The organism is Actinoplanes oblitus (genome assembly GCF_030252345.1).
In the GTDB taxonomy this organism is placed as follows: domain Bacteria; phylum Actinomycetota; class Actinomycetes; order Mycobacteriales; family Micromonosporaceae; genus Actinoplanes; species Actinoplanes oblitus.
Map to the genome: position 1 here is coordinate 4,665,922 of NZ_CP126980.1, position 22,318 is coordinate 4,688,239.

Here is a 22,318-nt window from a genome sequence, read left to right on the forward strand (position 1 = left end):
GCCTCGCGTCATGGATCCACTGGACTTCACCGGCCGCGGTGTGGTCGTCACCGGCGGGACCCGGGGGATCGGCGCCGCCATCGCGTCGGCCTTTCTCGCGGCCGGGGCGCGAGTGCTGGTCTGCGGCCGCGGCTCCTACACGGGGCCGGCCGACTTCCTGCGCGCCGACGTCCGCGATCCCGAGCAGGCGGCCGCCCTGGTGGCCGCCGCCCGGGGCCGCCTCGACGTCCTGGTGAACAACGCGGGCGGCGCCCCGCCGGTGCCGGCCGCGGCGGCCTCGCCCCGCCTGCACGCGAAGATCGTCGAGCTCAATCTGATCGCCCCGCTGCACGTCTCGCAGGCGGCCAACGCGGTGATGCAACAGCAGCCGGGCGGCGGCGTGATCCTGATGGTGGGCAGCGTCAGCGGCACCCGTCCGTCGCCGGGCACCGCCGCCTACGGCGCGGCCAAGGCGGGCCTGCACCACCTCGCGACGAGTCTCGCCGCCGAGTGGGCCCCGGCCGTACGGGTCAACTGCGTCGTCCCCGGACCGGTCGCCGGCCTGCTCGACCCCGAGGCGGTGGCGCGCACCGTGCCCATGGGACGGCCGGCCACGCCGGAGGACGTCGCCGGTGTCTGCCTGATGCTGGCCTCGCCGCTGGCCTCCTACGTGACCGGGGCATCGATAGCGGTGCACGGCGGCGGCGAGTGGCCGGGGTACCTGGCGGACCCGCGCGATGCGGCGTACCGTGCGCAGAAATAGAACCTGTTTCAAAAAAGAGGTGCCGGATGGTTCTCTCGATCAAGACCAGGCGGGACGCGGTCGGACTGGCGACCGGTGAGCTGCTGATCGGCGGCTCCTGGCGGGCCGCGGCCGACGGGCGGACCTGGACCCACCGGCACCCGGCGACGGGGGAGCAGGTGGGCGACTTCGCGGTGGCCTCCCCGGCCGATGTGGACGCGGCGGTGCGCGCCGCCCGGCAGGCGTTCGACGAGGGCTCGTGGCCGCGCTCGCGGGCCAAGCAGCGGATCACCGTGTTGCGCCGGGCCGCCGAGCTGATCCGCGCACACACCGACGAGCTGCGCACCCTGCAGGCGCTCGACAACGGCGTGCCACTGACCTTCGGCGACGAGTACGCGATGTCGATCGAGTGCGTCGCCGACGTCTTCGACCACCACGCCGGCTGGGTCGACAAGCTGGCCGGCGAGACGCTGCCCGGCTACCAGGGCGGCGACCACCTGGTGATGACCCTGCGCGAGCCGGTCGGCGTGGTCGCCGCCGTGGTGCCGTGGAACGGGCCGCTGCTGCTCGCCGCGCAGAAGGTCGCACCGGCCCTGGCAGCCGGCTGCACCGTCGTGCTCAAGCCGTCGGAGTTCGCCACGTTCGCGGCGCTGCGCCTGGCGAGACTCCTGGAGGAGGCCGGGCTGCCGCCGGGCGTGCTGAACGTGGTGACCGGGCCGGGCGACCCGACCGGCGAGGCGCTGATCACCCACCCGCGGATCGACAAGATCACCTTCACCGGCAGCCGGGCCGTCGGCAAGCGGGTGCTGGCCGCCGCGTCCGAGCGGATGACCCGGGTCAGCCTCGAACTCGGCGGCAAGAGCCCGTCGATCGTCTTCCCGGACGCCGAGGTCTACGCGGCAGCCACGCTCACCATGGGCACCGTGACGCTCGGCCTGTCCGGCCAGGCGTGCGTGGCGCACTCCCGGGCCTTGGTCCACCGGGACGTGTACGACGAGTTCCTGGCCATCGCCGAGGGCATGACCACGCTGGTCACCTACGGCGACCCGTTCGACCCGGCGGTCACCGCCGCCCCGCTGATCAACGAGCGGCAGCTGACCCGGGTGCTCGGCTACATCGAGCGCGGGCAGGCCGAGGGCGCCCGGCTGGTGTGCGGCGGCGGCCGCCCGGACGGTGAGCTGTCGGCCGGCAACTTCGTCGCGCCGGCCGTCTTCGCCGACGTCGCCAACAGCGCCACCATCGCCCAGGAGGAGATCTTCGGGCCGGTGCTGGCGGTGGTGCCGTTCACCGACGAGGAGGAGGCGATCCGGCTGGCCAACGACACCTCGTACGGCCTGGCCGCCACCGTTTACACCTCGGACGTGAAACGCGCGATCCGGATGGCCCGGGCAGTCCGCGCCGGGACGGTCGGCATCAACGGCTACCAGCTGGAGCCGCACGTGGCGTTCGGCGGGTTCGGGCAGTCCGGGCTCGGGCGCGAGGGCGGGCGCACCGCGATCGAGGCGTACACCGAGGTCAAGACGGTGCTGATCCCGACCGGCGACGAGATGATGTGAGCGACCGGCGTCAGAACTTGCTGTTCTCCAGCCAGCGGCCGAGCAGCTCGCGGTCGCCGGCGGACGGGCCCGGTTCGCGGCGCCGGTTCAGCACCAGCAACAGGTCGAGCGCGGACGCCGCCTGGTAGACGACGTCGGCGGGCCCGGCGCCGTCCCGCCAGGTCACGCCGTCCGGGGTGAGCGTCACGTGCCAGGAGCGGTCACCCGCGCCGAACCGCAGTGTCTCCCCGGCGCCGCGCAGGCCGGCCATCGGCGACCCCGGCCCGCGCCCGCTGATCGTGGCGAAGCACAGCAGAATGTCCGCCACGCCGTCCACCGCCAGGTCGTCGTCCAGGTCACCACCGACGTGCACGGCCGCCACGCCGTCCACCGCCAGGTCGTCGTCCAGCTCACCACCGACGTGCACGGCCGGCACGCGGGCCGACGTCGCGTCGAAGCGGTGAATGATCAGATCATGGAGCATCCGGCGCACCCAGAAGCCGGCCGTCGGATACCGCGGCACCCACGTCCACACGTGAGCGCCGAACCCGTGCTCACGGACCGCGGCGATCAGCCCGGCCGCACCCGCGGTCAGCCAGCCGGGCCACTCGGCGGCCGCCTCCGGCGCGGCGACCAGCTCGTACGCCGGCGGGGCGGTCGCCTCCCGCTCGATCACCCCGGCCGACAGGCGATGACCGGTGCCCACGTGGCTGACCAGGTCACGCATGGTCCACTCGGGGCAGGTGGGCACCCGCTCGCCCGGATCACGACCGGTGACCGCGGCGGCCAGCAGAGCCGTCTCGGACTCCATGGCGGACAGATACCGGTCGGCGGTGAGCCAGTCCATCAGCCGATGCTAGCGGCATGGCCGCCGCGGCATCGACCTCACCGCCGCGCCGTTCGACCCGCCGGGACGGCGCCGGTCACGGCTGGTCGTGAACGGAGGTGTCGGATCCGGGCGGCATCGTTCGTAGGTTGGGTGAGCGGGCACCCAGCGAGGTGCCACCACGACTACGGGAGGAGCCGGCCATGCCGCACCCACCGGTCCAGGTCCACCGCGTGTTCGAACTGGTCGAGCCGATCGCCGCCGTCACCTTCTCCGAGGTGCCGAACGAGGCGTTCCTGGCGCTCGGCATGCGCAACTACTGGGACGGATACTTCGCCGGCCGGGCCGCGCCGCTGGGAGCGGCCCCGGCCGAGGTGGTGCACGCGGTCTTCTACAACTTCGCCGACGGCGAGGTCGCCCGCCACATCCCGTGGGTCTGGGGCAAGGTCACCCCGCAGGAGGCGATCAGGGTACGCGAGCGCGGCAGCACCGCGGCGCTGCGTCAACGGATCGGCGACCTCGCCGAGTCGCCCGGCCTGGCCCGGGCGGCCGACCTCGCCATCCGGGCGGCTGTCAGCGCCCCGACGGCGGGACGGGCCCTGTACGCCGGGCTCCGGACGCTCGACGTGCCCGAGGAGCCGGTGGCCAAGCTGTGGCACGCGGCGACGCTGCTACGCGAGCACCGCGGGGACGGCCACAACGCCGTCCTCCTCGCCCACGGGGTCGGCGGCACCGAGGCGCACGTCCTGCTCGCTCTCGCCCTCGGCATGCGGGCCGAGGAGTTCGGCCGGGTGCACCACCTGCCCAGGCAGCAGCTCGCCGCGGTGGTCGACGGGTTGCGCGGGCGCGGCCTGGTGGACGCGGACGGCGGGTTCACCGACGCCGGGCGGCAGCTGCGGGAGCGGATCGAGGCGCTGACCGACGAGCTGGCGGCGCCGGCTTACCAGGTGCTCAGCACGGCGGAGTTGGAGGAGCTGATCGCGGCACTGGAGCCGATCGCCGCCGCGGCCGGGGAAGCGTAGCCGGTCCATGTCCCGGAACCCGACCGTGTCTCGCACTCGGCCGGATTCCGGGCCACGTGCCGGCATGGTGGGTCATCGGGACTGCCGGAGTTCCTCCAGGGAGGCGCCGTTAAGGATGCGTGCCACGTTTGTCGTGTGGTCGTCGGTCACGAGTTTTCGCGCCAGGTCGTCCAGGTCGGGGAAGTCGCCGAAGCGGGTCTGGAGGAAGAGTTCCATCGAACGGATCAGCCCTTCCTCGCGTCCGCGCTCCCGGTTCTCCTGGGCGATCTCGCGGCCGGTCTCGGTTTCTGCCAGGTTGAATTTCATACTCTTGCTCCTCAACGCGTTGACTACTTGAGCTGCGATGGTGTGCTCGGCGAGCATGCTCAAGTCGATCAGGACGAGTCGTTCTTCGGGGTTGGTCAGTTCAGCGATCCGGTCGGCTACGTCGGGTGGGCGCCGGCTCGACCAGAGGGCGAGCGGAGCCAGGGGGCTGCGCAGTAGCGTGTCCGGGTCGAGGTCGTCGGGGACGTTCACCGAGTGGTATTCCAGGCGCAGGTGATCGCGCTGGAAGGAGCCGGGGTAGCCGCCGCCGGCGGGCCACACCACGGTTTGGTGGATCCGGTGGTGTGGCTCCTCGTATCGGCTGGCCAGTCCGGCCCAGTAGGCCACCATCCGGACTTGGAAGTCGTGGGTCCGTTTCACCTGTACTTCGATGTGGTGTACGTCGACGGTGCCGTCCGGGCCGGAGACGACGAACACCTTGTCGCGGTGCAGGCTGCGTAGCCGGACCTGTTCGGTGGGCCCGTCGACGATCACGGCGCCGTCGTCGACGTGGACCTGGCACAGCAGGCGCAGTGTGTCGTGGGGATGGGCTGTCAGCAGTGCCTTGTACAGGCCGTCGTAGTCCCGGGTGGCTTCTCGTGGTCGCGGTATCTCGGGGCGGTTGTCAGCCGGAGTGCGGGCCGTGTCCTTTGTTGTCCGTGCGTTCCCCGATGTGCTGGATGGCATGCGACAACTGTACGCACGTCAGCTGTCGCACGACAAGGGGTGGTGGGGTGCTTGCCCCGGCAGATCGCGGACGGCCTGCCGGTGATCACGCCACCACCGGCGCGGGATCGGCTGGGCCCGCGGCAGCGGTGCCGGCCCATCCTGCCTCGTCGGAGCACCACACCAGTTCAACGACCGGATTCACCGGGTGGCGCGGATCGCGGCGGCGGTCCTGCGGGGGTCATAGTCCTGCGGGACGCCGTCGACCAGCACGACGTCGCCGGAAAGGTGGTCGGTGCGCAGCGGCAGGATCTCCCGGTAGGCCGGGGAGGCATACCAGGCGCGGGCGTTCGCCCCGTCCGGGAAGGCGATGATGACGAGCGCGCCCGGCCACGTCCCCTCGACGACCTCGACCGGCGAGCCGTGCACCAGGAACCGGCCGCCGAACGGGTCCAGGGTGTCCTGGATCCGCTCGATGTAGGTCACCACGTCCTCGTGGCTGCTGGTGGTGTGCAGGTGGGCGACGGCGTAGGTGGTCATTCTCGGTCCCTCCGGCGGGCCGCTCCGGGGCGGCGGCGTTGTCTGCGGATCCGATCCTGTCGCCGCCAGGTCATCGTGACGATTACCTGCGGGGTAAAGGTCGCCGGAACGACCTGGTGCGGATCGCTGGGCTGCCGCTGGTGATCGAGGTGGGGACCGCTGTCGAGGCGGCTCCCCGGCAGGTGTTCGCGGTGGCGCGCGCCGCCACGGCCGGCCGGGTCGTCGCCGACGAGCCACCGCACCGTCTGGTGGCGGAGCGCGACGCCGGCCCGCTCGGCGTGGTGCGGCACGAGCGCGTGTCCGAGCACGCCGGGGACGGCAGCACGCGACTGGTCGATCGGGTGACGGTCGGGTCCGGGCTTGGCGGGTGGGTGCTCGGGGCGTACCTCAAGCGGGTCTGATCCGGCGGCCCGCGCGCAGCGGCGAACCGGGTGGATCGGGCGGGTCTTGCCGAGGTCGTCCGCGCGGCCGCGAACGAGACGGGCCGGCTCACCGGACGGGAATGGCAACAGGTCGCGGTGCGGGTGCGCGCGGCCATGATGCGGGAGGTGTGGGCCGAGCATCGCCTGGCCGGATCCTGCGCCGAGTTCGGCGGACACGGTGGTCCGGGCTACGACGAGGAGGAGCTGCGTGTCCGCGGCGATCGGCTGATTCCGGCGGACAGCGTCGACGGGCCGCTCGGCGTCATCCTGGCGGAGGTGCTGCACGGGTGACCAGCCGGCGATGGTCCCAGCTGATCACCCGGCGTGGCTCGACCAGGTAGGCGATCCGCTTGGTGGCCGCGTGCGCGACGTAGTCGTCGAGGGCGGCGTCGATCTCGCCGGCCGCCGGGCTGGGCATGCGCGCGGCGACCAGGCGTCCGACTTCGGTCACCCCGGCCAGGTCGCCGACCGGGTGCACCACCCCGGTGACCTGCACACCGCGCAGCTCGAAGTAGTCCTCGCCGTCCTCGACCAGGCAGGTCACCCGGGGATCGCGGGCCAGGTTGCGGGCCTTCTGCGACGCCCGGTAGGTCCAGAAGGCGATCCGCCCGTCCTTCATCGCGTAGAACATGCTGACCAGGTGCGGCGTGCCGTCCGGCTGGATCGTCGCGAGGTGCACCTTGCGACCCGCCGCCAGCAGCGCGACCACGTCGGCGTCCGGCATCGAGACGACATCGCGCTGTTTCACCGGATCTCCCCGAACGTCGCGTCGGCCAGCGGCAGGGTCTCCTCGCAGACGAACCCCGGGCGCGGCGGGTCGGCGGTGAACACCTTCCCCAGCGTCGCGTCCAACTCGTCCACCGTCCACCGCTCACCCGGGGCGCGGAAGGCCGCCCGCACACTGGGCGGTCCCAGCAGCGCCACCACGTCACCATGCGCCACGAACACCTCGCCGGTGATCCGCTCCCCGGCCGGCCCGGCCAGGTAGGTGACCAGCGGCGCGACGCACGCGGGCGAGAGCGGATCGGCTCCCCCCGGCGGCGGGCCCATGAGCGGGGCGGTCATCCCGGTCCGCGCCCGCGGACAGATCGCGTTGGCGCGCACCCCGTACCGCCCGCACGCCCGAGCCGTGGCGAGGGTGAGCGCCACGATCCCGCCTTTCGCCGCGGCGTAGTTGGCCTGCCCGGGCGAGCCGAGCAGGAACGCCTCGGAGGCGGTGTTCACGATCCGCGCGTAGACCGGCCCGCCGGCGGCCTTGCTCCGCTCCCGCCAATGCGCGGTGGCCAGCCGCGTCGTCACGAAGTGCCCGCGCAGATGCACCCGGATCACGGTGTCCCACTCCTGCTCGGACATCGAGAAGATCATCCGGTCCCGGAGCACGCCGGCGTTGTTCACCAGGATGTCGACGCCGCCGAACGCGGCCAGCAGCGCCTCGCCGGTCGACCACTCGGCGATGTCCCCGGCGACGACGGCGGCCCCGGCGATCTCGGCGGCGACCCGGTCGAGCGCGGGGCCGGGCAGGTCGTTGAGCACGACCCGGGCGCCCGCGGCGGCGAGCGCGCGCGCCTCGGCCGCGCCGAGACCCTGGCCGGCGCCGGTGACGACGGCGATCCTGCCGTCGAGGGAGGCCACGTCAGTACCCCGGCCCGGAGAGCAGCCCGCCGTCGGCCAGGAACTCGGCGCCGGTGGTGTAGGACGACTCGTCCGAGGCGAGGAACGCCACCAGCCGGGAGATCTCGATCGGCTCGGCGAACCGTGCGATCGGCAGCGCCTTGAGGAACGCGGCGGGGTCGACGTCGGTCAGCTGCCCGGCCGCCGTCATCACCATCGAGGTGAGCACGCCGCCCGGATGCACCGAGTTGACCCGGATGCCGGACGGCCCTAGTTCCTGCGCCGCCGACCGGGTGATCCCGCGGATGCCGAACTTGCTGGCGCTGTAGGCGGACAGCCCGGCCGCACCGGCGAACCCCTCGACCGACGACACGTTCACTATCGAGCCGCGCCCGGCCGCGATCATCGGCGGCGCCGCGAAGTGCACGCCGAGCCAGCATCCCACCAGGTTCACGTCGAGCACCCGGCGGAACTCGGCCGGGTCCATCTCGGCGATCCGCCCGTGCCGCAGGATCCCGGCATTGTTGATCAGAACATCCAGTCTCCCGTACGCGTCCAGCACCGTCCCGATCGCGCCGGCCCAGTCGTCCTCACTGGTCACGTCGTGGTGCACGTAGACGCCGCCGACCTCGCCGGCGACCGCCGCACCCCGCTCGTCGAGCACGTCCCCGATCACCACCCGGGCGCCCTCGGCGGCGAAGTGCCGGGCGTGCGACTTGCCCATCCCTCGGGCGCCGCCGGTGATGAGAGCAACCTTGCCGTCCAGCCGCATCGCCCCTCCTCACCAAGCGCTTGCTTGGTAGGCTACCGGTACGGCCCCCGATGCGAAATAGACCGATCGATGCCGGCCCGGGCGGGCCGCGGTGCATGCGGTCCGCGCGCCACCCTCCGGCCAGCCGAGATGCGAGGATTCAAAAGCGATTTCTGGTACGACTTGGCGTCCCGTGCCCGATCGGCTCGCGAGGCGGCGGCCACTGCGGACCGCAACGCGTGTCGTGCGGGCCCGCCGCGCGGTCTTGAGGGCGTCGCGTTCCTGCAACTCGGTGCTGGCCGCGACGGCCGCTTTCAGCCGGGGGCCGAGCTCGCGGTTGAGCGGGCCCATCGTGCTCGACGCGCGCTCCAGCCCGAGCGCCACCGCCGCCAGCGGGCTGGCCCCGGCCGGCGCCTCGGCGATGCCCTCGGCCAGCAGCCGGCTCAGCGTCTCCTGCCCAGCCACCAGCAGCTCCCGCTTGTCGGGGAAGTCTCACCGGGGGCACCGGCCTCGTGGGTTCCGCCGTCGTCGCCGAGCTGCTCGGCCACGGCCACACCGCGCTCGCCCTGACCCGTTCGGACGCCTCCGCCCGGGCCGCCGAGCAGGCCGGCGCCGAGACCGTCCGGGGCGGCCTGACCGACCTGGACACCATCCGGACCGCCACCGCCGATGCCGACGGCGTGATCCACCTGGCCTTCAGCAACGACTTCAGCAGCCCCGAGGCCCTCGCGAAGGCAATCGCCGAGGAGACCGCCGCCCTGACCACCATGGGCGAGGCTCTCGTGGGCAGCGACCGCCCGCTGGTCACCGTCTCCGGGACGCCGTGGGTGCCCGGGCGCCCGTCGACCGAGGCCGACCCGGCTCCGACCGACGGGCCGGTCGGCGGCCGCGGCCGTACGGTGAACGCGATCCCGGGGCTGGCCTCGCGCGGCGTGCGCAGCACCGCGGCGCGCCTGCCGCGCACGGTCCACAACAACGGCGAGGGCGGCTTCGCCGGCCTGCTGACCACCATCGCCCGCCAGCGCGGTGTCTCCGGATATGCCGGCGACGGCACCCAGCGCTGGCCGGCCGTGCACGCGCTCGACGCGGCGGTGCTCTTCCGGCTCGCCCTGGAGCGGGGCCCGGGCGGTACCGCCTGGCACGCCGTCGCCGACGAGGGCGACCAGGTTCGCGACATCGCCACCGTGATCGGCAAGCAGCTCGGCCTGCCGGTCGAGTCGGTGCCGGCCGAGACCTACGGCCCGCTGGGCGCGATCTTCGCGGCCGACCAGCCCTCGTCGAGCGCCCACACCCGCGCGGCGCTGGGCTGGGAGCCGACCCACCCGAGCCTGCTCGACGACCTGACCAACATCAAGTCCTGACGATGGCCCCGCCGGGTGCTGGGCGGGCGGACGGGCGAGCTTCCATCGCTGGCGGGATGTGACCATGGTCACGGAACTCATTGCCGCGGGCGGACAGGATCGGTAGTGAATCTCTCTCAGCGAGCCCGGATACGCGCCGGTGACACCGCGGCGTTCGGGCAGCTCTTCGAGGACCACGCGCACGAGGTGTATCGCCACGTCGTGCGCAGTTCCGGCAGTTGGAGCGCGGCCGAGGATGTGGTGTCACTGACCTTCCTGGAGGCGTGGCGGTTGCGCGCCAAGCTGCGACCTGAGGGTGACAGCGTGCTGCCCTGGCTGCTCGGCATCGCCACGAACGTGCTGCGCAACACCCGGCGTACGGCCCGCCGGCACGCCGCCGCGCTGATCCGGCTACCACCGGCCGAGGCGATGCCGGACTTCGCCGACGAGATCGTCAATCGCCTGCGCGACAGCGAGCAACTAGCCGCGGCGACTGCCGCACTGGCTCGGCTACGGCCGGCCGAGCGGGAGGTCTTCACCCTGTGCGTCTGGTCCGGGCTCGACTACGCCCAGGCCGCGGAAGCACTCGATGTGCCGATCGGCACGGTCCGGTCCCGGCTGTCGCGCGCCCGGACCAAGTTGCGGGAGATGACCGCGCACGTCCCGGGGCCACGGGAACCCGGCGCGGGCAGCGGACAGGAACTGGGTGGCCGTACTGGTATGGCCCGGTCGAATCAGGAGCGGAACCGATGAACCGAACCTCAGGGCCCGATCCTGCGGAGCGCGCCGAACTGGCCCGGATGCTGCCGGCACCGGGGGAACCGGAACTGTCCGCCGACCGCCACCTCCTGCTCAAGGACGCCTTCATGAAACAGATCACCGAACCGCCCGTCGTCACGCCCCGCCGCCGACTCGCCCTGCTCACCGTGCCGGTCGCGGCCGCGGTATTGGTCGCGACCCTCGTCGGGGTCACGGTGCTCCGCCATCGTGCGACCGGCGGGACGTCCATCGCCGCCAACAGCCCACGGGTGGCGGTCGCGGCCGGTGACGCGGCCGGAGTGGCACCGCTGATGGAACGGGTGGCGCTGGTCGCCGGCAAGAAGCCGCAGGTGCCGGTCGGCAAGGACGAGTACGTCTACATCAGGAGCAAGGTTGCCTTTCTGGACTTCGTCCAGGACGGCAACTCCGGTAACAAGGACGCCGGTATCGACCCGATGGCCCTCAGCCCGGTGCGCACCCGCGAAATCTGGATACCCGCGTCGCAGGGCGACGAGGGTCTGATCCACGACCGTGGCGAAACGTTCGGCCTGTCCGGCGCGGAGCCGAACAGCCACTATGCCGGCCTGCCCACCGACCCGACCACGCTGCTCGCGAAAATCCACGCCATCACCAAGGGCCACAGCCACAGCGATGAAACCGCGGCGTTCCTTTTCATCGGCGATGCATTGCGCGAGTCGCTGCTGCCCCCGCAGGTGGCTGCTGCTCTCTACCGGGCCGCCGCGAAGATCCCCGGGGTGGTCCTGGTGGCCGACTCCGTCGACGCGGTAGGTCGCCACGGCGTCGCGGTCGCCCGTACCGACGAGGAAGGCGAGCGACGCGAATGGATCTTCAACCCGGCCACCTTCGAGTACCTCGGCGAGCGGTCGTACCTGGTGCGTGACACCGACCTGGGCAAGGCCGGCATGCTCACCGGCACCACCGCCGTCCTGCAGCGCGGTGTCGTCCACAAGAAGGGCGACCTTCCCGAGTGACCGCCCGGCGGCCGGGCCCGGTTCAGCCGGCGCCCGGCGCGGCGCCGTATCCATGGACTCGGATGATCGGTGCGATCGGGAAATGTCGTGGGGTCGCCCATATCATCTGTCCCCCATCGAAGCGCCATCTGTCGCCCGTCGAAGCCCGGAGACAGATCGCGGTTGACCGCCGGCGGCTCTGATCCAACAATCAGCGTCAATATGCTGGGCGGGATCGGGGGATGGCGATGCGACGGTGGGTCCGGGGTTTGCTGGCCGTGGTTCTCGCGCTCGGCGGGGGCGCGGCGATCACGGTGGTGGCTTCGCCGGCGGCGGCGGCCGCGCCGCGGGCCGCCGGCGAAGCGGGGCGGGTGGAGGTCGGGCTCGCTCTCGTTCCCGGGCGCCGCCAGGTCGCGGTGACACTGCTGGCGGCGGGCGGGCAGCCGGCGGGACTGTTACGGCTGATCGCCTATCGCGGCACGCGGGAGCTCAGCCGGGTCGACCGGCCGCTCGCGGCGCTCCGGCCGGGCCGCGCGGTCCGGGTGGTGCTCGCGCTGCCGGCGACCGGGGAGGGCGACTTCGGCCTCACGGCGGTCGCGCTTCCCGGTTCATCGTCGAAGTTCCTGGCCGTACGCCCGCATGCCGGCTCTCTGATCCCGGCGCCGGCCTACGGCCTGCTGGACGACGCGGTGGCGGCCGCCGACCGCGATGCGGGGCGGATTACCGGGACCGCGTACGCGGCCGAGACAGGTCGCCGTCACCAGGTCGCCGGCTCAGTGGGCACGATCCGGCAGTCTCTCGCCGAGACGACCACGGTAACCGGGTCGGCCAGCTACCGGGACGCCGACGACAAGGTCCATCCGGTCCGCGGCGGCCTGGTCGAACTGGTGGACACGGCCGGGCTGACGTGGGCCAGCGCGTACACCCGGGACGCCGGCACCTTCACGATCAGCACGGCGACCGCGGCGGGCGGCAGCTACCGGGTCCGGTTGTCGACCAAGGGCACGTTCGGCTGGGTCAGCGCCGGCGGCGGCGACGCCACCTACAACGCCTTCAGCGCCGTTCAGACGCTCCCGGCCGGCGGCACCTGGGACGGCGTCACCATCGCCCTGACCCGCGACCCGCTAGCCGGCCGGGCCTTCGCGCTGTTCGACGCGTTGCGGTCGGTCGGCGGCTTCTACCAGAGCATCCGCGGCTCCTCCTGGCAGACGGCGCTGAGGGTCGACTACCCATCGGGCGACGAGGGCTCGCACGCCGGCGGCGGGACCATCCACACCAGCGGCGGCCTGACGATGTGCGACGGTGCGCTCTGCTCGGAGGACGGCTTCGACTGGGACGTCCTCGCCCACGAATCCGGGCACATCGTGGCCGACCAGGCCGGGCTGAACGGTCCGGCGGACAGCGGCCACCACTCCAGCTGCGTGCAGGCCTGGGGCTCGGACGGCGGCACCGGCACCGGCATCCGCGACAAGCAGGCCGGCATCCAGCTCGCCTGGTCCGAGGGCTGGGCAACCTTCTACGGGCTGAAAGCACTCGCGGCCGGCGTGCCGAACATCCGGAACGCGGGCGGCGTCACCTACGACGACGACTCCGGGCCGCCCGCGAACACGTCCGACCAGTCCTACAGCCTGGAGGAGAACAGCGACAGTTGCGGGGTGCGGGGCGACGACAACGAGCGGGCCGTGATGCGCGCGCTGTGGGACTTCTCCGACAGCGGCGAGGACGCACTGGGCGGTGGCGAGACCGACACGGTCTCGTGGACCTTCGCCGACATCCTCGGCAAGCTGGACGCGGCGAACGCCGTCACGTTCTCTGCCGCGTGGACGGCCCTGAGCGCCGGGCGCGGTTTCAGCGAGCTCGAGACGGCCAAGAGGATCCTCGAGGTGCACGGCATGGCGCCGACCGGGCTGCGGCCGACCGGATACATCCCCGCCGCGCGGCAGGCGTTCCAGTGGACCGCCGGCGGGATCCCCGGGCATCTCAACAACAGCTTCCAGCTGCGCGTCCGCAACGGCTTCACTGGCGCGGTGCTGCTCAACAAGACGAACCTCGCCACGACCAGCTACACCCCGACCACCGCGGAGTGGGCCGCGATCGTCGCCGCCAAGTCGGTGAACGTCGACGTGTTCGGCAGCCAGACCACGGCGCCGGCCACCGGGCCGTACCCGTCCGCCCAGGTGTCGATCCTGTTCGATCAGCCCGCCTCCCAGTCGCGGAAGATCATGGTGGTCGGCGACTCGATCAGTCAGGGTCTGGAGGGTGACTGGACCTGGCGCTACCGCCTCTACCAGCACCTCGTCGCGGCGGGCGCGGGCGCCGACTTCGTCGGGCCGTACACCGGAACGACCAAGACCCCGTCGACGCCGCCGGTGTTCAACGGCGCCTACCGCAACCACATCGGCTTCGACAGCGCCCACTTCGCTCAGTGGGGGCGACAGGCGCACCAGGCGATGAACGACGTGCGGGCCCAGGTCAGCACGTACCAGCCGGACTATCTGCTGGTCGAACTGGGCTTCAACGATCTCGGCTGGGGCGTCTCCAACCCGGACGGGCTGATCGCCGACATCAAGACGCTGATCGCCCAGGCCCGGGCCGGTCGCGCCGGCGTCAAGGTGCTGGTGGCGAACGTGCCGCACCGCAGCCCGCTGACGCAGTTGCCGCAGCTCGATGCCGTGATCAGCGAATACAACGGCAAGCTGGGTGCCGCGCTGGCGTCGGTGAGCACGGCGGCGTCGCCGGTCGCCCTGGTCGACATCTCCACCGGGTACGCGTACGCCACCGACGCGTACGACGGCCTGCATCCGAACAGCAACGGCGAATACAAGATCGCGCGGGCGTTCGCCAATGTGCTCGCGGGCACGTTCGGGGTCGGCACCACGTTCACCGCGACGTCACCGGGCCCCGACCTGCTCGTCCCGGCCGCGCCCACCTCGATCACGGCGACCCCGACCGGCACCGGCGTCCTGGTCTCCTGGAGTCACAGCTTCGGTGCGGGCGGATACTGGTTCGAGCAGCGGCTCAAGGACAGCGGTCAGGCCTGGCAACGCCTGCCGCTGCCGATCCCCGCCGACCAGTGGGACACCGGCTGGCTGTCTCGCGGCAGCACGTACGAGTTCCGGGTTCTGCCGGTCCGCGGCGACACCACCGGCCCCGCCTCCGCGGCCGCGAGCGCGGTTGCCGACCCGCTCACCGCCGACGGCCCGCCGAACATCACCACCACGTCCGGCCCCGGCTCGCTCACCGTCTCCTGGAGCCCGGCGACCGGCCTGTACAGCGACACCGTCAACGGATACGTCGTCTACTACCTGGACCGGAACGACCCGAACGCGTTCATCGCCAGCGTCAACACCAGCGGCCTGACCGCCACCATCACCGGGCTGACCAGCAACCACAACTACGCGATCGCGGTGGCCTCGGTGAACGCGGCCGGCGCCGGCTCGCCGGTGGGTGGCCCCGACATCAACGTGCCGCAGTGACCCTGTGGGGTGCGAGACTCCTCGACTCGCACCCCACGGGACACCCGGCGCACGGCCGCAGAACAGGCCCGCACCCGATTGTGGTCGTCGCCGCCGCCTCGGACAGCGCCTGGACCCGGCCGTGCTCTACTTCGACGGCGGCCCCGATCTGCGGACGCCGATGGACAACCCGACCGGTGTCGTGGACTCGATGACCATGGCGCACCTCCTCGTTCTTCCTGGTACCGCTGAGGAGTTGGCCGCCTTGGCCACTGCACTATCCCCGTCAGCTTCCTAACGCGCTCCGCGTGCGGCGCCCTCATCTGACCGCGATCCGCGCGTCCTGCGACCAGCGGCGGTCCGCCCGCTGAAGGCGTTGTGGCGGCGGGTGAGCCACCGGCCGGGAGTCGCATCCCGGGGCACGGCGGACCCGTCCGTGCGGGGCAGCGGACCCGCACGACACGCGCGGCGGTCGTGCGGGGGCCGGGCCTCGCGAGCCGACTGCCAGGGGACACCGAGTCGTACCGGAAAATGTCGGCGAATGACCCGCAGCGGCCCGTCAGCCGGTCCGGGCGGTGGTGAATCTCGACGGTGTTGTCAGCGGGCGACGATGCCGTCGAAGAGCAGCCTCAGCAGGCCGTCGACGATCTCGTCGGTGGTCCACGACCGGCCCCGCGCCTGTTTCCACGAGGTGGGGATCCAGAGGATGTCGCGCAGCAGCCGGTACGCCAGCCGGGCGTCCAGATCGGCCCGGAACTGCCCGGTCTGCTTGCCCCGCTCCAGCTGGTCGAGCCAGGTCTGCTCGATCTCCCGCATCGCGGTGCGCAGGTAGGCGAAGCGCTTCTGGGCGCTGAAGTACGCCCAGTCGTTCTGCAGCATGGTCAGGGCGGCCCGGTGCCGGCTCAGTGCCGCGGTACTGAAGCGGACCATCCGCTCGATCGCGGCGCGCGGGTCGTCGACGCCGGTGACCGCCTCGCGGTAGCCGCCGAGCACGTCGTCGAGGAAGCCGCGCAGGATCTCGTCGCCGATCGACTCCTTGGAGTCGAAGTGGTGGTAGAGGCTGCCGGAGAGGATGCCGGCGGCGTCCGCGATCTGCCGGACCGTGGTGGCCCGGAACCCCTGCTCGGCGAAGAGGTCGGCGGCCAGCCGGACCAGATGTGCCCGGCGCTCCGACGGCGGGGCGGCCTTCTTGGTGGTCGTCACCTGGCCGATTATCGCGCACTACCGGCCAATCGCTTGCTCGGGTGGCGGCCCGGCGCCTAACCTAGAACGCGTTCTATTTTTTCAGGAGGTGGCCAGGTGCGTGCCGCGGTACTCCACGATCTGGGCGAGAAACTCGACATCCGCGACGATGTGACGGTGCTCGGGCCCGGCCCGGGCGAGATCCGGATCCGCGTGCGCGCGGCCGGTGTCTGCCACTCCGACCAGTCCGCCCGCGACGGCGGCCTGCCCCAGCCGATGCCCGCGGTGCTCGGGCACGAGGCGGCCGGCGACGTCCTCGAGGTCGGCGACGGGGTGGACGACCTCGCCGCCGGCGACCGGGTGATCGTCAACTGGCTGCCGTCCTGCGGCACCTGCGCCGAGTGCCGGCGCGGCGAGCCGTACCTGTGCATGACCCACGTCATGGCCGGCTACGCGATGCCCCGCTTCATGGCCGGTGACCTGCCGATCTTCGGGATGGCCGGGTGCGGCGCCTTCGCCGAGGAGATGGTGGTGCCGCGGATCGGCGCGGTGCCGATCGAGCCCGACGTGCCCTACGAGATCGCCGCGCTGGTCGGCTGCGGGGTGATGACCGGGGTGGGCGCCGTCGTCAACACCGCCCGGGTCCGGCCGGGTGACAGCGTCGTGGTGATCGGCTGCGGCGGGGTCGGCATCTCGGCGATCCAGGGCGCCCGGGTCGCCGGCGCCGCGCTCATCGTCGCCGTCGACACCGTGCCGGCCAAGCTCGACGTGGCCCGCCGCTTCGGCGCCACCCACGCGGTGTCCCCGGACCGGCTCAGCGACCTGGTCACCGAGGTCACCGGGGGCGAGGGGTTCGACTACGCGTTCGACGTGGTCGCCCTGCCGCAGACCCTGCGGACCGCGTGGACCGCGGCCCGCCGCGGCGGCACCGTCGTCGTGGTCGGCGCCGGCCGGGCCGAGCACCAGGTGGCGTTCAACCCGTTCGAGCTGCTCTTCGAGGGCAAGAAGATCGTCCCTTCGCTGTACGGATCGGCCTACCCGCCCCGCGACTTCCCCCGGCTGATAGCGCTGTGGCGGGCCGGCCGACTCGACCTCGACGGCATGATCACCCACCGGCTGCGCCTGGATCAGGCCGACGAGGCACTGGCCGCGCTCGGCCGGGGTGACGTGATCCGGCAGGTGATCGTCTCCGGCGTGGACGCCTGAGATGCGGCTGGGCATCCAGCTCGGCTACAGCGGCGAGGGCTTCGCGACGGCGGTCGAGGAGGTCGCCGAGTTCGAGGCGGCCGGCGCCGACCTGGTGGTGGTGCCGGAGGCGTACAGCTTCGACGCGGTCAGCCAGCTCGGCTACCTGGCGGCGCGGACCCGCACGATGGAGCTGGCCTCCGGGGTCATGCAGCTCTACACCCGCACGCCGACGCTGACCGCGATGACGGCGGCCGGCCTGGACTACGTCTCCGGCGGCCGGTTCTCGCTCGGCCTGGGCGCCTCCGGCCCGCGGGTGATCGAGGGATTCCACGGGGTCACCTACGACGCGCCGCTGGCCCGGACCCGGGAGGTGGTGCAGATCTGCCGGACGGTGTGGCGCCGGGAACCGCTCGTGCACGCGGGGCGGCGCTACCGGATCCCGCTGCCGCCGGCCCGGCCACTGAAGCTGATCAACCGGCCGGTCCGGGACCGCATCCCGATCCTGCTGGCCGCCATGGGACCGCGCAACGTGGCGCTGGCGGCCGAGATCGGCGACGGCTGGCAGGCGCTCTTCCTCGACCCGGCCGCGGCGCCGGAGGTGTTCGGCCCGGCGCTCGCCGCCGGGCTGGCCCGCCGCGACCCGGCGCTCGGGCCGCTCGACATCCTGGCGCCGATGCCGTTCGCGCTGGCCGAGCCCACCGAGGAGCTGCTGGCCCGGCATCGCGCGCAACTCGCCCTCTACATCGGCGGGATGGGGACCTTCGCCAACGATCTGGTCCGCCGGTACGGCTACCCGGGTGAGGCGGCGACGATCCGGGAGCTGTTCCTGAGCGGGCGACGGGTGGAGGCGGCCCAGGCCGTACCGAAAGAGCTCGTCCAGGCGACCGCGCTGGTCGGCGGCCTGGACGAGGTGCGCGGGCGGGTGGCCGCGCTGGCCGCCGTGGGTGTGACGACGCTGCTGGTCTCGCCGTTGGCGGCGACCCGGGCGGACCGGGTCGACGATGTCGCCGAACTGAAACGTGTTCTCGTGTGAGGAGTTCCGATGCCCGGTCACCTCAATCGCCGCCAGGTCCTGACCGCCGCCGCCGTCGTCACCGGCTCGGCCGCGCTGGGCAGCCCGGCGCGGGCCGCCCAGCCGTCCTACGACGTGGTGGTCGTCGGGTGCGGCGCCGCCGGGATGACGGCGGCGCTGCGCGCGGCGAGAAGCGGCCTCAGCGTCCTGGTCGTGGAGAAGGCGCCGACCTTCGGCGGCTCGGCCGCCCGCTCCGGCGCCGGCATCTGGATCCCCAACAACCAGGTCATCCTCGCGGCCGGCGTGCCGGACACCCCGGCCAAGGCCGCCGCCTATCTCGCCGCCGTCGTCGACGGTGACGTGCCGACCGCCAAGCAGCAGGCGTTCCTGGACAACGGGCCCCCGATGATCGCGTTCGTGATGGCGAACAGCCCGCTGCGCTTCCGCTACATGGACGGTTACTCCGACTACTATCCCGAGCTGCCCGGCGGCATCGCGCGCGGCCGCTCGATCGAGCCGGACCTGTTCGACGGCAAGCTGCTCGGCGCCGAGCTGGCCCACCTCAACCCGGCGTACCTGCCGACCCCGGCCGGCCTCACCGTGTTCAGCGCCGACTACAAGTGGCTGAACCTGTCGCTGGTCAACGCCAAGGGCACGGCCGTCGCCGCCGAGTGCGTCGCCCGCTACACCGCCGCCGTGCTGGCCGGGAAGACCCCGCTCACCATGGGCCAGGCGCTGGCCGGCGCGCTGCGCGCCGGGCTGGCCGCCGCCGGCGTGCCGGTCTGGCTCGACACCCCGCTCACCGACCTGCAGGTGGACGCCGGCGGCCGGGTCACCGGGGTGGTGGTGACCCGCGACGGCGTCGCGACCGGCGTCACCGCCACCCGCGGCGTGCTGGTGGCGGCCGGCGGCTTCGAGCACAACCTGGCGATGCGCCTGGCCTACCAGCGGCAGCCGATCGGCGTGGACTGGACGGTCGGCGCCAAGGAGAACACCGGCGACGGCATCCGGGCCGGGCTGCGGGCCGGCGCCGCCACCGACCTGCTCGACGACGCCTGGTGGGGACCGGCCATCCCGCTGCCCGGCGAACCGTACTTCTGCCTGGCCGAGCGGACGCTGCCCGGCAGCATTCTGGTGAACTCCGCCGGGCAGCGGTTCGTCAACGAGGCGGCGCCGTACAGCGACGTCGTGCACGTCATGTACGACAAGAACGGCGTGACACCCGACATCCCGGCGTGGCTGATCTTCGACCAGAACTACCGCAACCGGTACCTGTTCCGGGACGTCGCTCCGGCGCTGCCGTTCCCCGACTCCTGGTACTCCTCGGGGGCTGTGGTCAGGGACCTCACGCTCGGCGGGCTGGCCGGCCGGATCGGGGTGCCGGCGGCAGCGCTGTCCGCCACCGTCGCCCGGTTCAACGGGTTCGCCCGGACCGGCAGGGACACCGACTTCCATCGGGGTGACAGCGCGTACGACCACTACTACACCGACCCGGCGGTCGTCCCGAACTCCTGCCTCGCACCGCTCTGGCTGCCGCCGTTCTACGCCTGCAAGATCGTGCCGGGGGACCTCGGCACCAAGGGCGGGCTGCGTACCGACCCGCGCGCCCGGGTGCTGCGGGCCGACGGCTCGGTCATCCCGGGGCTGTACGCGGCCGGCAACTCCAGCGCCGCGGTGATGGGGCACAGCTACGCGGGCGCCGGCTCCACCATCGGTCCCGCGATGACGTTCGGGTACATCGCGGCCGGCGAGCTGGCTTCCGCGGCCGCCGGCTCACTCGGTTCCCCGGCCGGTGGAGGTGCGCGATGACCAGCCGGCGTACCCTGCTGCGCGCGGCCCTGCTCGGCGTCCCGGCCGCCACGCTGCTCCCGGTCGACGACGGCGACCACGTGCCCGCCCTGGTCATCGGCAGCGGTTACGGCGGCGCGGTCACCGCGCTGCGCCTGACCCGGGCCGGCATCGCCACCGTCGTGGTGGAGATGGGCATGGCGTGGAACACCGCCGGCCCGGACGGCAGGATCTTCTGCGACATGCTGAACCCGGACCGGCGCTCGTACTGGTTGCGCACCCGCACCGACCAGCCGGTCGGCTACTTCCTCGGCATCGACGCCAACAAGCCGATCGGCAGGTACACCGGGGTGCTGGACGCGGAGAGGTTCGCCGGCATCCGCGTCTACCAGGGCCGGGGCGTCGGCGGCGGCTCGCTGGTCAACGGCGGCATCGCCGTGCTGCCCCGGCGCGACTACTTCGCCGAGATCCTGCCGTCGGTGGACGTCACCGCGATGTACGACACGTACTTCCCGCGGGCCACCGCCGCTCTCGGCGTCAACGCCATCGACACCGCCTGGTTCGAGACCGCCGACTGCTACCGGTACGCGCGGGTCAGCCGCGACCAGGCCAGGGCGTCCGGCTTCGCCACGACGTTCCTCGGCAACGTGTACGACTTCGACTACATGAAACAGGAGCAGGCCGGCACCGTCACCCGGTCGGCGCTGGGCAGCGAGGTCATCTACGGCAACAACCACGGCAAGCGGTCACTGGACAAGACGTATCTGGCCGCGGCGGCCGCCACCGGACGGCTGTCGATCACCGCCCAGCACATGGTCACCGCCGTCGCCCCGGCCTCGCTCGGCGGCTACGCGGTGACGATGAACCAGCTCGACACCACCGGCGCCACGATCGCGGTCAAGACCGTCCGGGCCGACCGGGTGTTCTTCGCCGCGGGCAGCGTCGGCACCAGCAAACTGCTGGTCGCCATGCGCGCGCAGGGCAGGCTGCCGGACCTGCCGGGCGCCGTCGGGCAGGGCTGGGGCAACAACGGCAACGTGATGGTCGCCCGCGCCCAGCACCTGTGGAACACCACCGGCGCCCTGCAGTCCGGCATGCCGGCCATGGGCATCGACAACTGGGCCGATCCGGCCGGCCCGGTGTTCGCCGAGATCGCGCCGTTCCCGGCCGGTGCCGAGCTGTGGATCAGCCTCTACCTGGCCATCACCAAGAATCCCAACAGAGCAGGATTCGCGTACGACTCGTCCACCGGCACCGTCGGGCTCACCTGGCAGACCGCGCAGAACCAGCCGGCCGTCACCGCCGCGAAACGGGTCTTCGACAAGATCAACAAGGCGCAGCTCACCGTGTATCGCAGCGACCTGTTCGGGGGCGACAAGGTGTGGGGCGACGACTTCACCTACCACCCGCTCGGCGGCTGCGTGCTCGGCCAGGCCACCGACGACTACGGCCGGCTCCCCGGTTACCCCGGCCTGTACGTGATGGACGGCTCGCTGATCCCGGGCAGCACCGGCGTCAACCCGTTCGTCACCATCACCGCCCTCGCCGAACGCAACATCGAGAAGGTGATCGCCACCGACGTCGGCTGATCGGCGCCACCTCCCGGTGGTGCGGCGGCCCGGCACCCCGCTGGTCGCAGGGCTCACCCGCACCCGTCGGGTGGGTTCGCCCGGCAGCGCGGCACGAGATCCGCAAGGATTGCTGATCCGCCGTCAGTGCCGTACCCCGGCGCTGAGACCGCACACGGTCCGGGCGGTACCTGATCGGTGTACCTCCGCGATACCGGCCGCCTGCCGAACTGTTCCGGGCTAACTTGGTCCCGAAATGTGGCTTTGTCGGCGAAGTGGAGAATGTGATGAGGAAGCCCGTATGGTCGGCGATCGCGGCGGCCACCGCATTGTCGGTCGCCTTCGGCGGCCCGGCCGCCGCGGCGCCCGATGTGGCGGACGACGGCTACTGGTGTCACGACTGCGAGGTGAGGTCGGTCGGGCCGGCCGCCGACAGCGACACCGTTTACGTTCTGCTCCGCGATCATTCCTCGGATCCCGGACATTTCGCCCGTGACATCTGGTTCGACGGGAAGCTGAATCCCGAACAGTTCCTCGCCACCGGTCTGGCCGCGCTGACATTCCGGAAACGGGTCGAGGTGCACCTGGCCAGCACGAGTGACTACAGCCTCGTCAACCGCATGTATCTCAAGCAGCCGTGACGAACGCGACCGTCCCC

The 22,318-nt window shown here is 72.3% G+C and carries 22 protein-coding genes; 14 read left to right on the forward strand and 8 right to left on the reverse strand.

Annotated elements, in window-relative coordinates; translation table 11 throughout:
- Nucleotides 1–10 precede the first annotated feature (10 nt).
- Nucleotides 11–742 (forward strand): SDR family oxidoreductase, encoded by a 732-nt coding sequence (locus Actob_RS20935; protein WP_284922006.1) that lies wholly within the window; start codon nt 11–13, stop codon nt 740–742.
- A gap of 26 nt (nt 743–768) precedes the next feature.
- Nucleotides 769–2,277: an aldehyde dehydrogenase family protein gene (locus tag Actob_RS20940; protein WP_284922007.1), complete on the forward strand. Its 1,509-nt coding sequence runs from the start codon at nt 769–771 to the stop codon at nt 2,275–2,277.
- 10 nt (nt 2,278–2,287) lie between these two features.
- On the opposite strand, the gene Actob_RS20945 is transcribed toward Actob_RS20940, so the two are convergent.
- Complete coding sequence (locus Actob_RS20945) at nt 2,288–3,103, reverse strand: maleylpyruvate isomerase N-terminal domain-containing protein (RefSeq protein WP_284922008.1); 816 nt, start codon at nt 3,101–3,103, stop codon at nt 2,288–2,290.
- Nucleotides 3,104–3,285: 182 nt separating this feature from the next.
- On the opposite strand from Actob_RS20945, the gene Actob_RS20950 reads away from it, so the two are divergent.
- Nucleotides 3,286–4,104, forward strand: coding sequence for an SCO6745 family protein (locus Actob_RS20950; protein ID WP_284922009.1), 819 nt, complete (start codon nt 3,286–3,288; stop codon nt 4,102–4,104).
- A gap of 72 nt (nt 4,105–4,176) precedes the next feature.
- On the opposite strand, the gene Actob_RS20955 is transcribed toward Actob_RS20950, so the two are convergent.
- On the reverse strand, nt 4,177–4,902 hold the full coding sequence (locus Actob_RS20955) for an RpnC/YadD family protein (RefSeq protein ID WP_284922010.1): 726 nt from the start codon (nt 4,900–4,902) through the stop codon (nt 4,177–4,179).
- A 372-nt stretch (nt 4,903–5,274) separates the two neighbouring features.
- Nucleotides 5,275–5,613 (reverse strand): DUF1330 domain-containing protein, encoded by a 339-nt coding sequence (locus Actob_RS20960; protein ID WP_284922011.1) that lies wholly within the window; start codon nt 5,611–5,613, stop codon nt 5,275–5,277.
- Nucleotides 5,614–5,729: 116 nt separating this feature from the next.
- Here Actob_RS20960 and Actob_RS20965 point away from each other — a divergent pair, with 116 nt between their 5' ends.
- The gene (locus tag Actob_RS20965; protein WP_284922012.1) at nt 5,730–6,014 is read left to right on the forward strand and encodes an SRPBCC family protein; all 285 of its coding nucleotides are present in this window, start codon (nt 5,730–5,732) and stop codon (nt 6,012–6,014) included.
- 30 nt (nt 6,015–6,044) lie between these two features.
- On the forward strand, nt 6,045–6,326 hold the full coding sequence (locus Actob_RS20970; protein WP_284922013.1) for a hypothetical protein: 282 nt from the start codon (nt 6,045–6,047) through the stop codon (nt 6,324–6,326).
- Here the strand turns inward: Actob_RS20970 and Actob_RS20975 are convergent.
- The 4 genes from Actob_RS20975 to Actob_RS20990 are packed head-to-tail and all read right to left on the reverse strand — an operon-like array spanning nt 6,298 to nt 8,862.
- A complete protein-coding gene (locus Actob_RS20975; protein ID WP_284922014.1) occupies nt 6,298–6,783 on the reverse strand; it encodes a pyridoxamine 5'-phosphate oxidase family protein in 486 nt (161 codons plus the stop codon). The two genes, Actob_RS20970 and Actob_RS20975, sit on opposite strands and share 29 nt — an antisense overlap.
- Nucleotides 6,780–7,667 carry an SDR family NAD(P)-dependent oxidoreductase gene (locus tag Actob_RS20980; RefSeq protein WP_284922015.1) on the reverse strand — a complete coding sequence of 296 codons (888 nt, stop codon included), beginning with the start codon at nt 7,665–7,667 and terminating at the stop codon, nt 6,780–6,782. Before Actob_RS20980 ends, Actob_RS20975 begins: the two co-directional genes overlap by 4 nt.
- Nucleotide 7,668: 1 nt before the next feature.
- Nucleotides 7,669–8,418: a glucose 1-dehydrogenase gene (locus Actob_RS20985; RefSeq protein ID WP_284922017.1), complete on the reverse strand. Its 750-nt coding sequence runs from the start codon at nt 8,416–8,418 to the stop codon at nt 7,669–7,671.
- Between the two features lie 9 nt (nt 8,419–8,427).
- Entirely contained in the window at nt 8,428–8,862 is a 435-nt protein-coding gene (locus tag Actob_RS20990; RefSeq protein ID WP_284922018.1) for a Tim44 domain-containing protein, read from the reverse strand.
- 47 nt (nt 8,863–8,909) lie between these two features.
- Here Actob_RS20990 and Actob_RS20995 point away from each other — a divergent pair, with 47 nt between their 5' ends.
- The 4 genes from Actob_RS20995 (at nt 8,910) to Actob_RS21010 (ending at nt 14,943) form a co-directional block, all read left to right on the forward strand.
- Entirely contained in the window at nt 8,910–9,758 is an 849-nt protein-coding gene (locus Actob_RS20995) for an SDR family oxidoreductase (RefSeq protein WP_284922019.1), read from the forward strand.
- 105 nt (nt 9,759–9,863) lie between these two features.
- Nucleotides 9,864–10,490 (forward strand): RNA polymerase sigma factor, encoded by a 627-nt coding sequence (locus tag Actob_RS21000; protein WP_284922020.1) that lies wholly within the window; start codon nt 9,864–9,866, stop codon nt 10,488–10,490.
- Nucleotides 10,487–11,488, forward strand: a complete 1,002-nt coding sequence (locus Actob_RS21005; protein ID WP_284922021.1) for a CU044_5270 family protein — start codon at nt 10,487–10,489, stop codon at nt 11,486–11,488. The genes Actob_RS21000 and Actob_RS21005 overlap by 4 nt, the downstream gene beginning before the upstream one ends.
- A gap of 221 nt (nt 11,489–11,709) precedes the next feature.
- Nucleotides 11,710–14,943: an SGNH/GDSL hydrolase family protein gene (locus tag Actob_RS21010; RefSeq protein ID WP_284922022.1), complete on the forward strand. Its 3,234-nt coding sequence runs from the start codon at nt 11,710–11,712 to the stop codon at nt 14,941–14,943.
- A gap of 576 nt (nt 14,944–15,519) precedes the next feature.
- Here Actob_RS21010 and Actob_RS21015 read toward each other — a convergent pair.
- Nucleotides 15,520–16,125: a TetR/AcrR family transcriptional regulator gene (locus tag Actob_RS21015; RefSeq protein WP_284922023.1), complete on the reverse strand. Its 606-nt coding sequence runs from the start codon at nt 16,123–16,125 to the stop codon at nt 15,520–15,522.
- Between the two features lie 96 nt (nt 16,126–16,221).
- Here Actob_RS21015 and Actob_RS21020 point away from each other — a divergent pair, with 96 nt between their 5' ends.
- From Actob_RS21020 to Actob_RS21040, 5 genes are all read left to right on the forward strand, one after another.
- Nucleotides 16,222–17,310, forward strand: coding sequence for a Zn-dependent alcohol dehydrogenase (locus Actob_RS21020; protein ID WP_284922024.1), 1,089 nt, complete (start codon nt 16,222–16,224; stop codon nt 17,308–17,310).
- Between the two features lies 1 nt (nt 17,311).
- A complete protein-coding gene (locus tag Actob_RS21025; RefSeq protein ID WP_284922025.1) occupies nt 17,312–18,325 on the forward strand; it encodes an LLM class F420-dependent oxidoreductase in 1,014 nt (337 codons plus the stop codon).
- Between the two features lie 144 nt (nt 18,326–18,469).
- Nucleotides 18,470–20,113 (forward strand): 3-oxosteroid 1-dehydrogenase, encoded by a 1,644-nt coding sequence (gene kstD / locus Actob_RS21030; protein WP_284922358.1) that lies wholly within the window; start codon nt 18,470–18,472, stop codon nt 20,111–20,113.
- Complete coding sequence (locus tag Actob_RS21035; protein ID WP_284922026.1) at nt 20,110–21,681, forward strand: GMC oxidoreductase; 1,572 nt, start codon at nt 20,110–20,112, stop codon at nt 21,679–21,681. The genes kstD and Actob_RS21035 overlap by 4 nt, the downstream gene beginning before the upstream one ends.
- 266 nt (nt 21,682–21,947) lie before the next feature.
- A complete protein-coding gene (locus tag Actob_RS21040) occupies nt 21,948–22,301 on the forward strand; it encodes a hypothetical protein (protein WP_284922027.1) in 354 nt (117 codons plus the stop codon).
- Nucleotides 22,302–22,318: the final 17 nt, after the last annotated feature.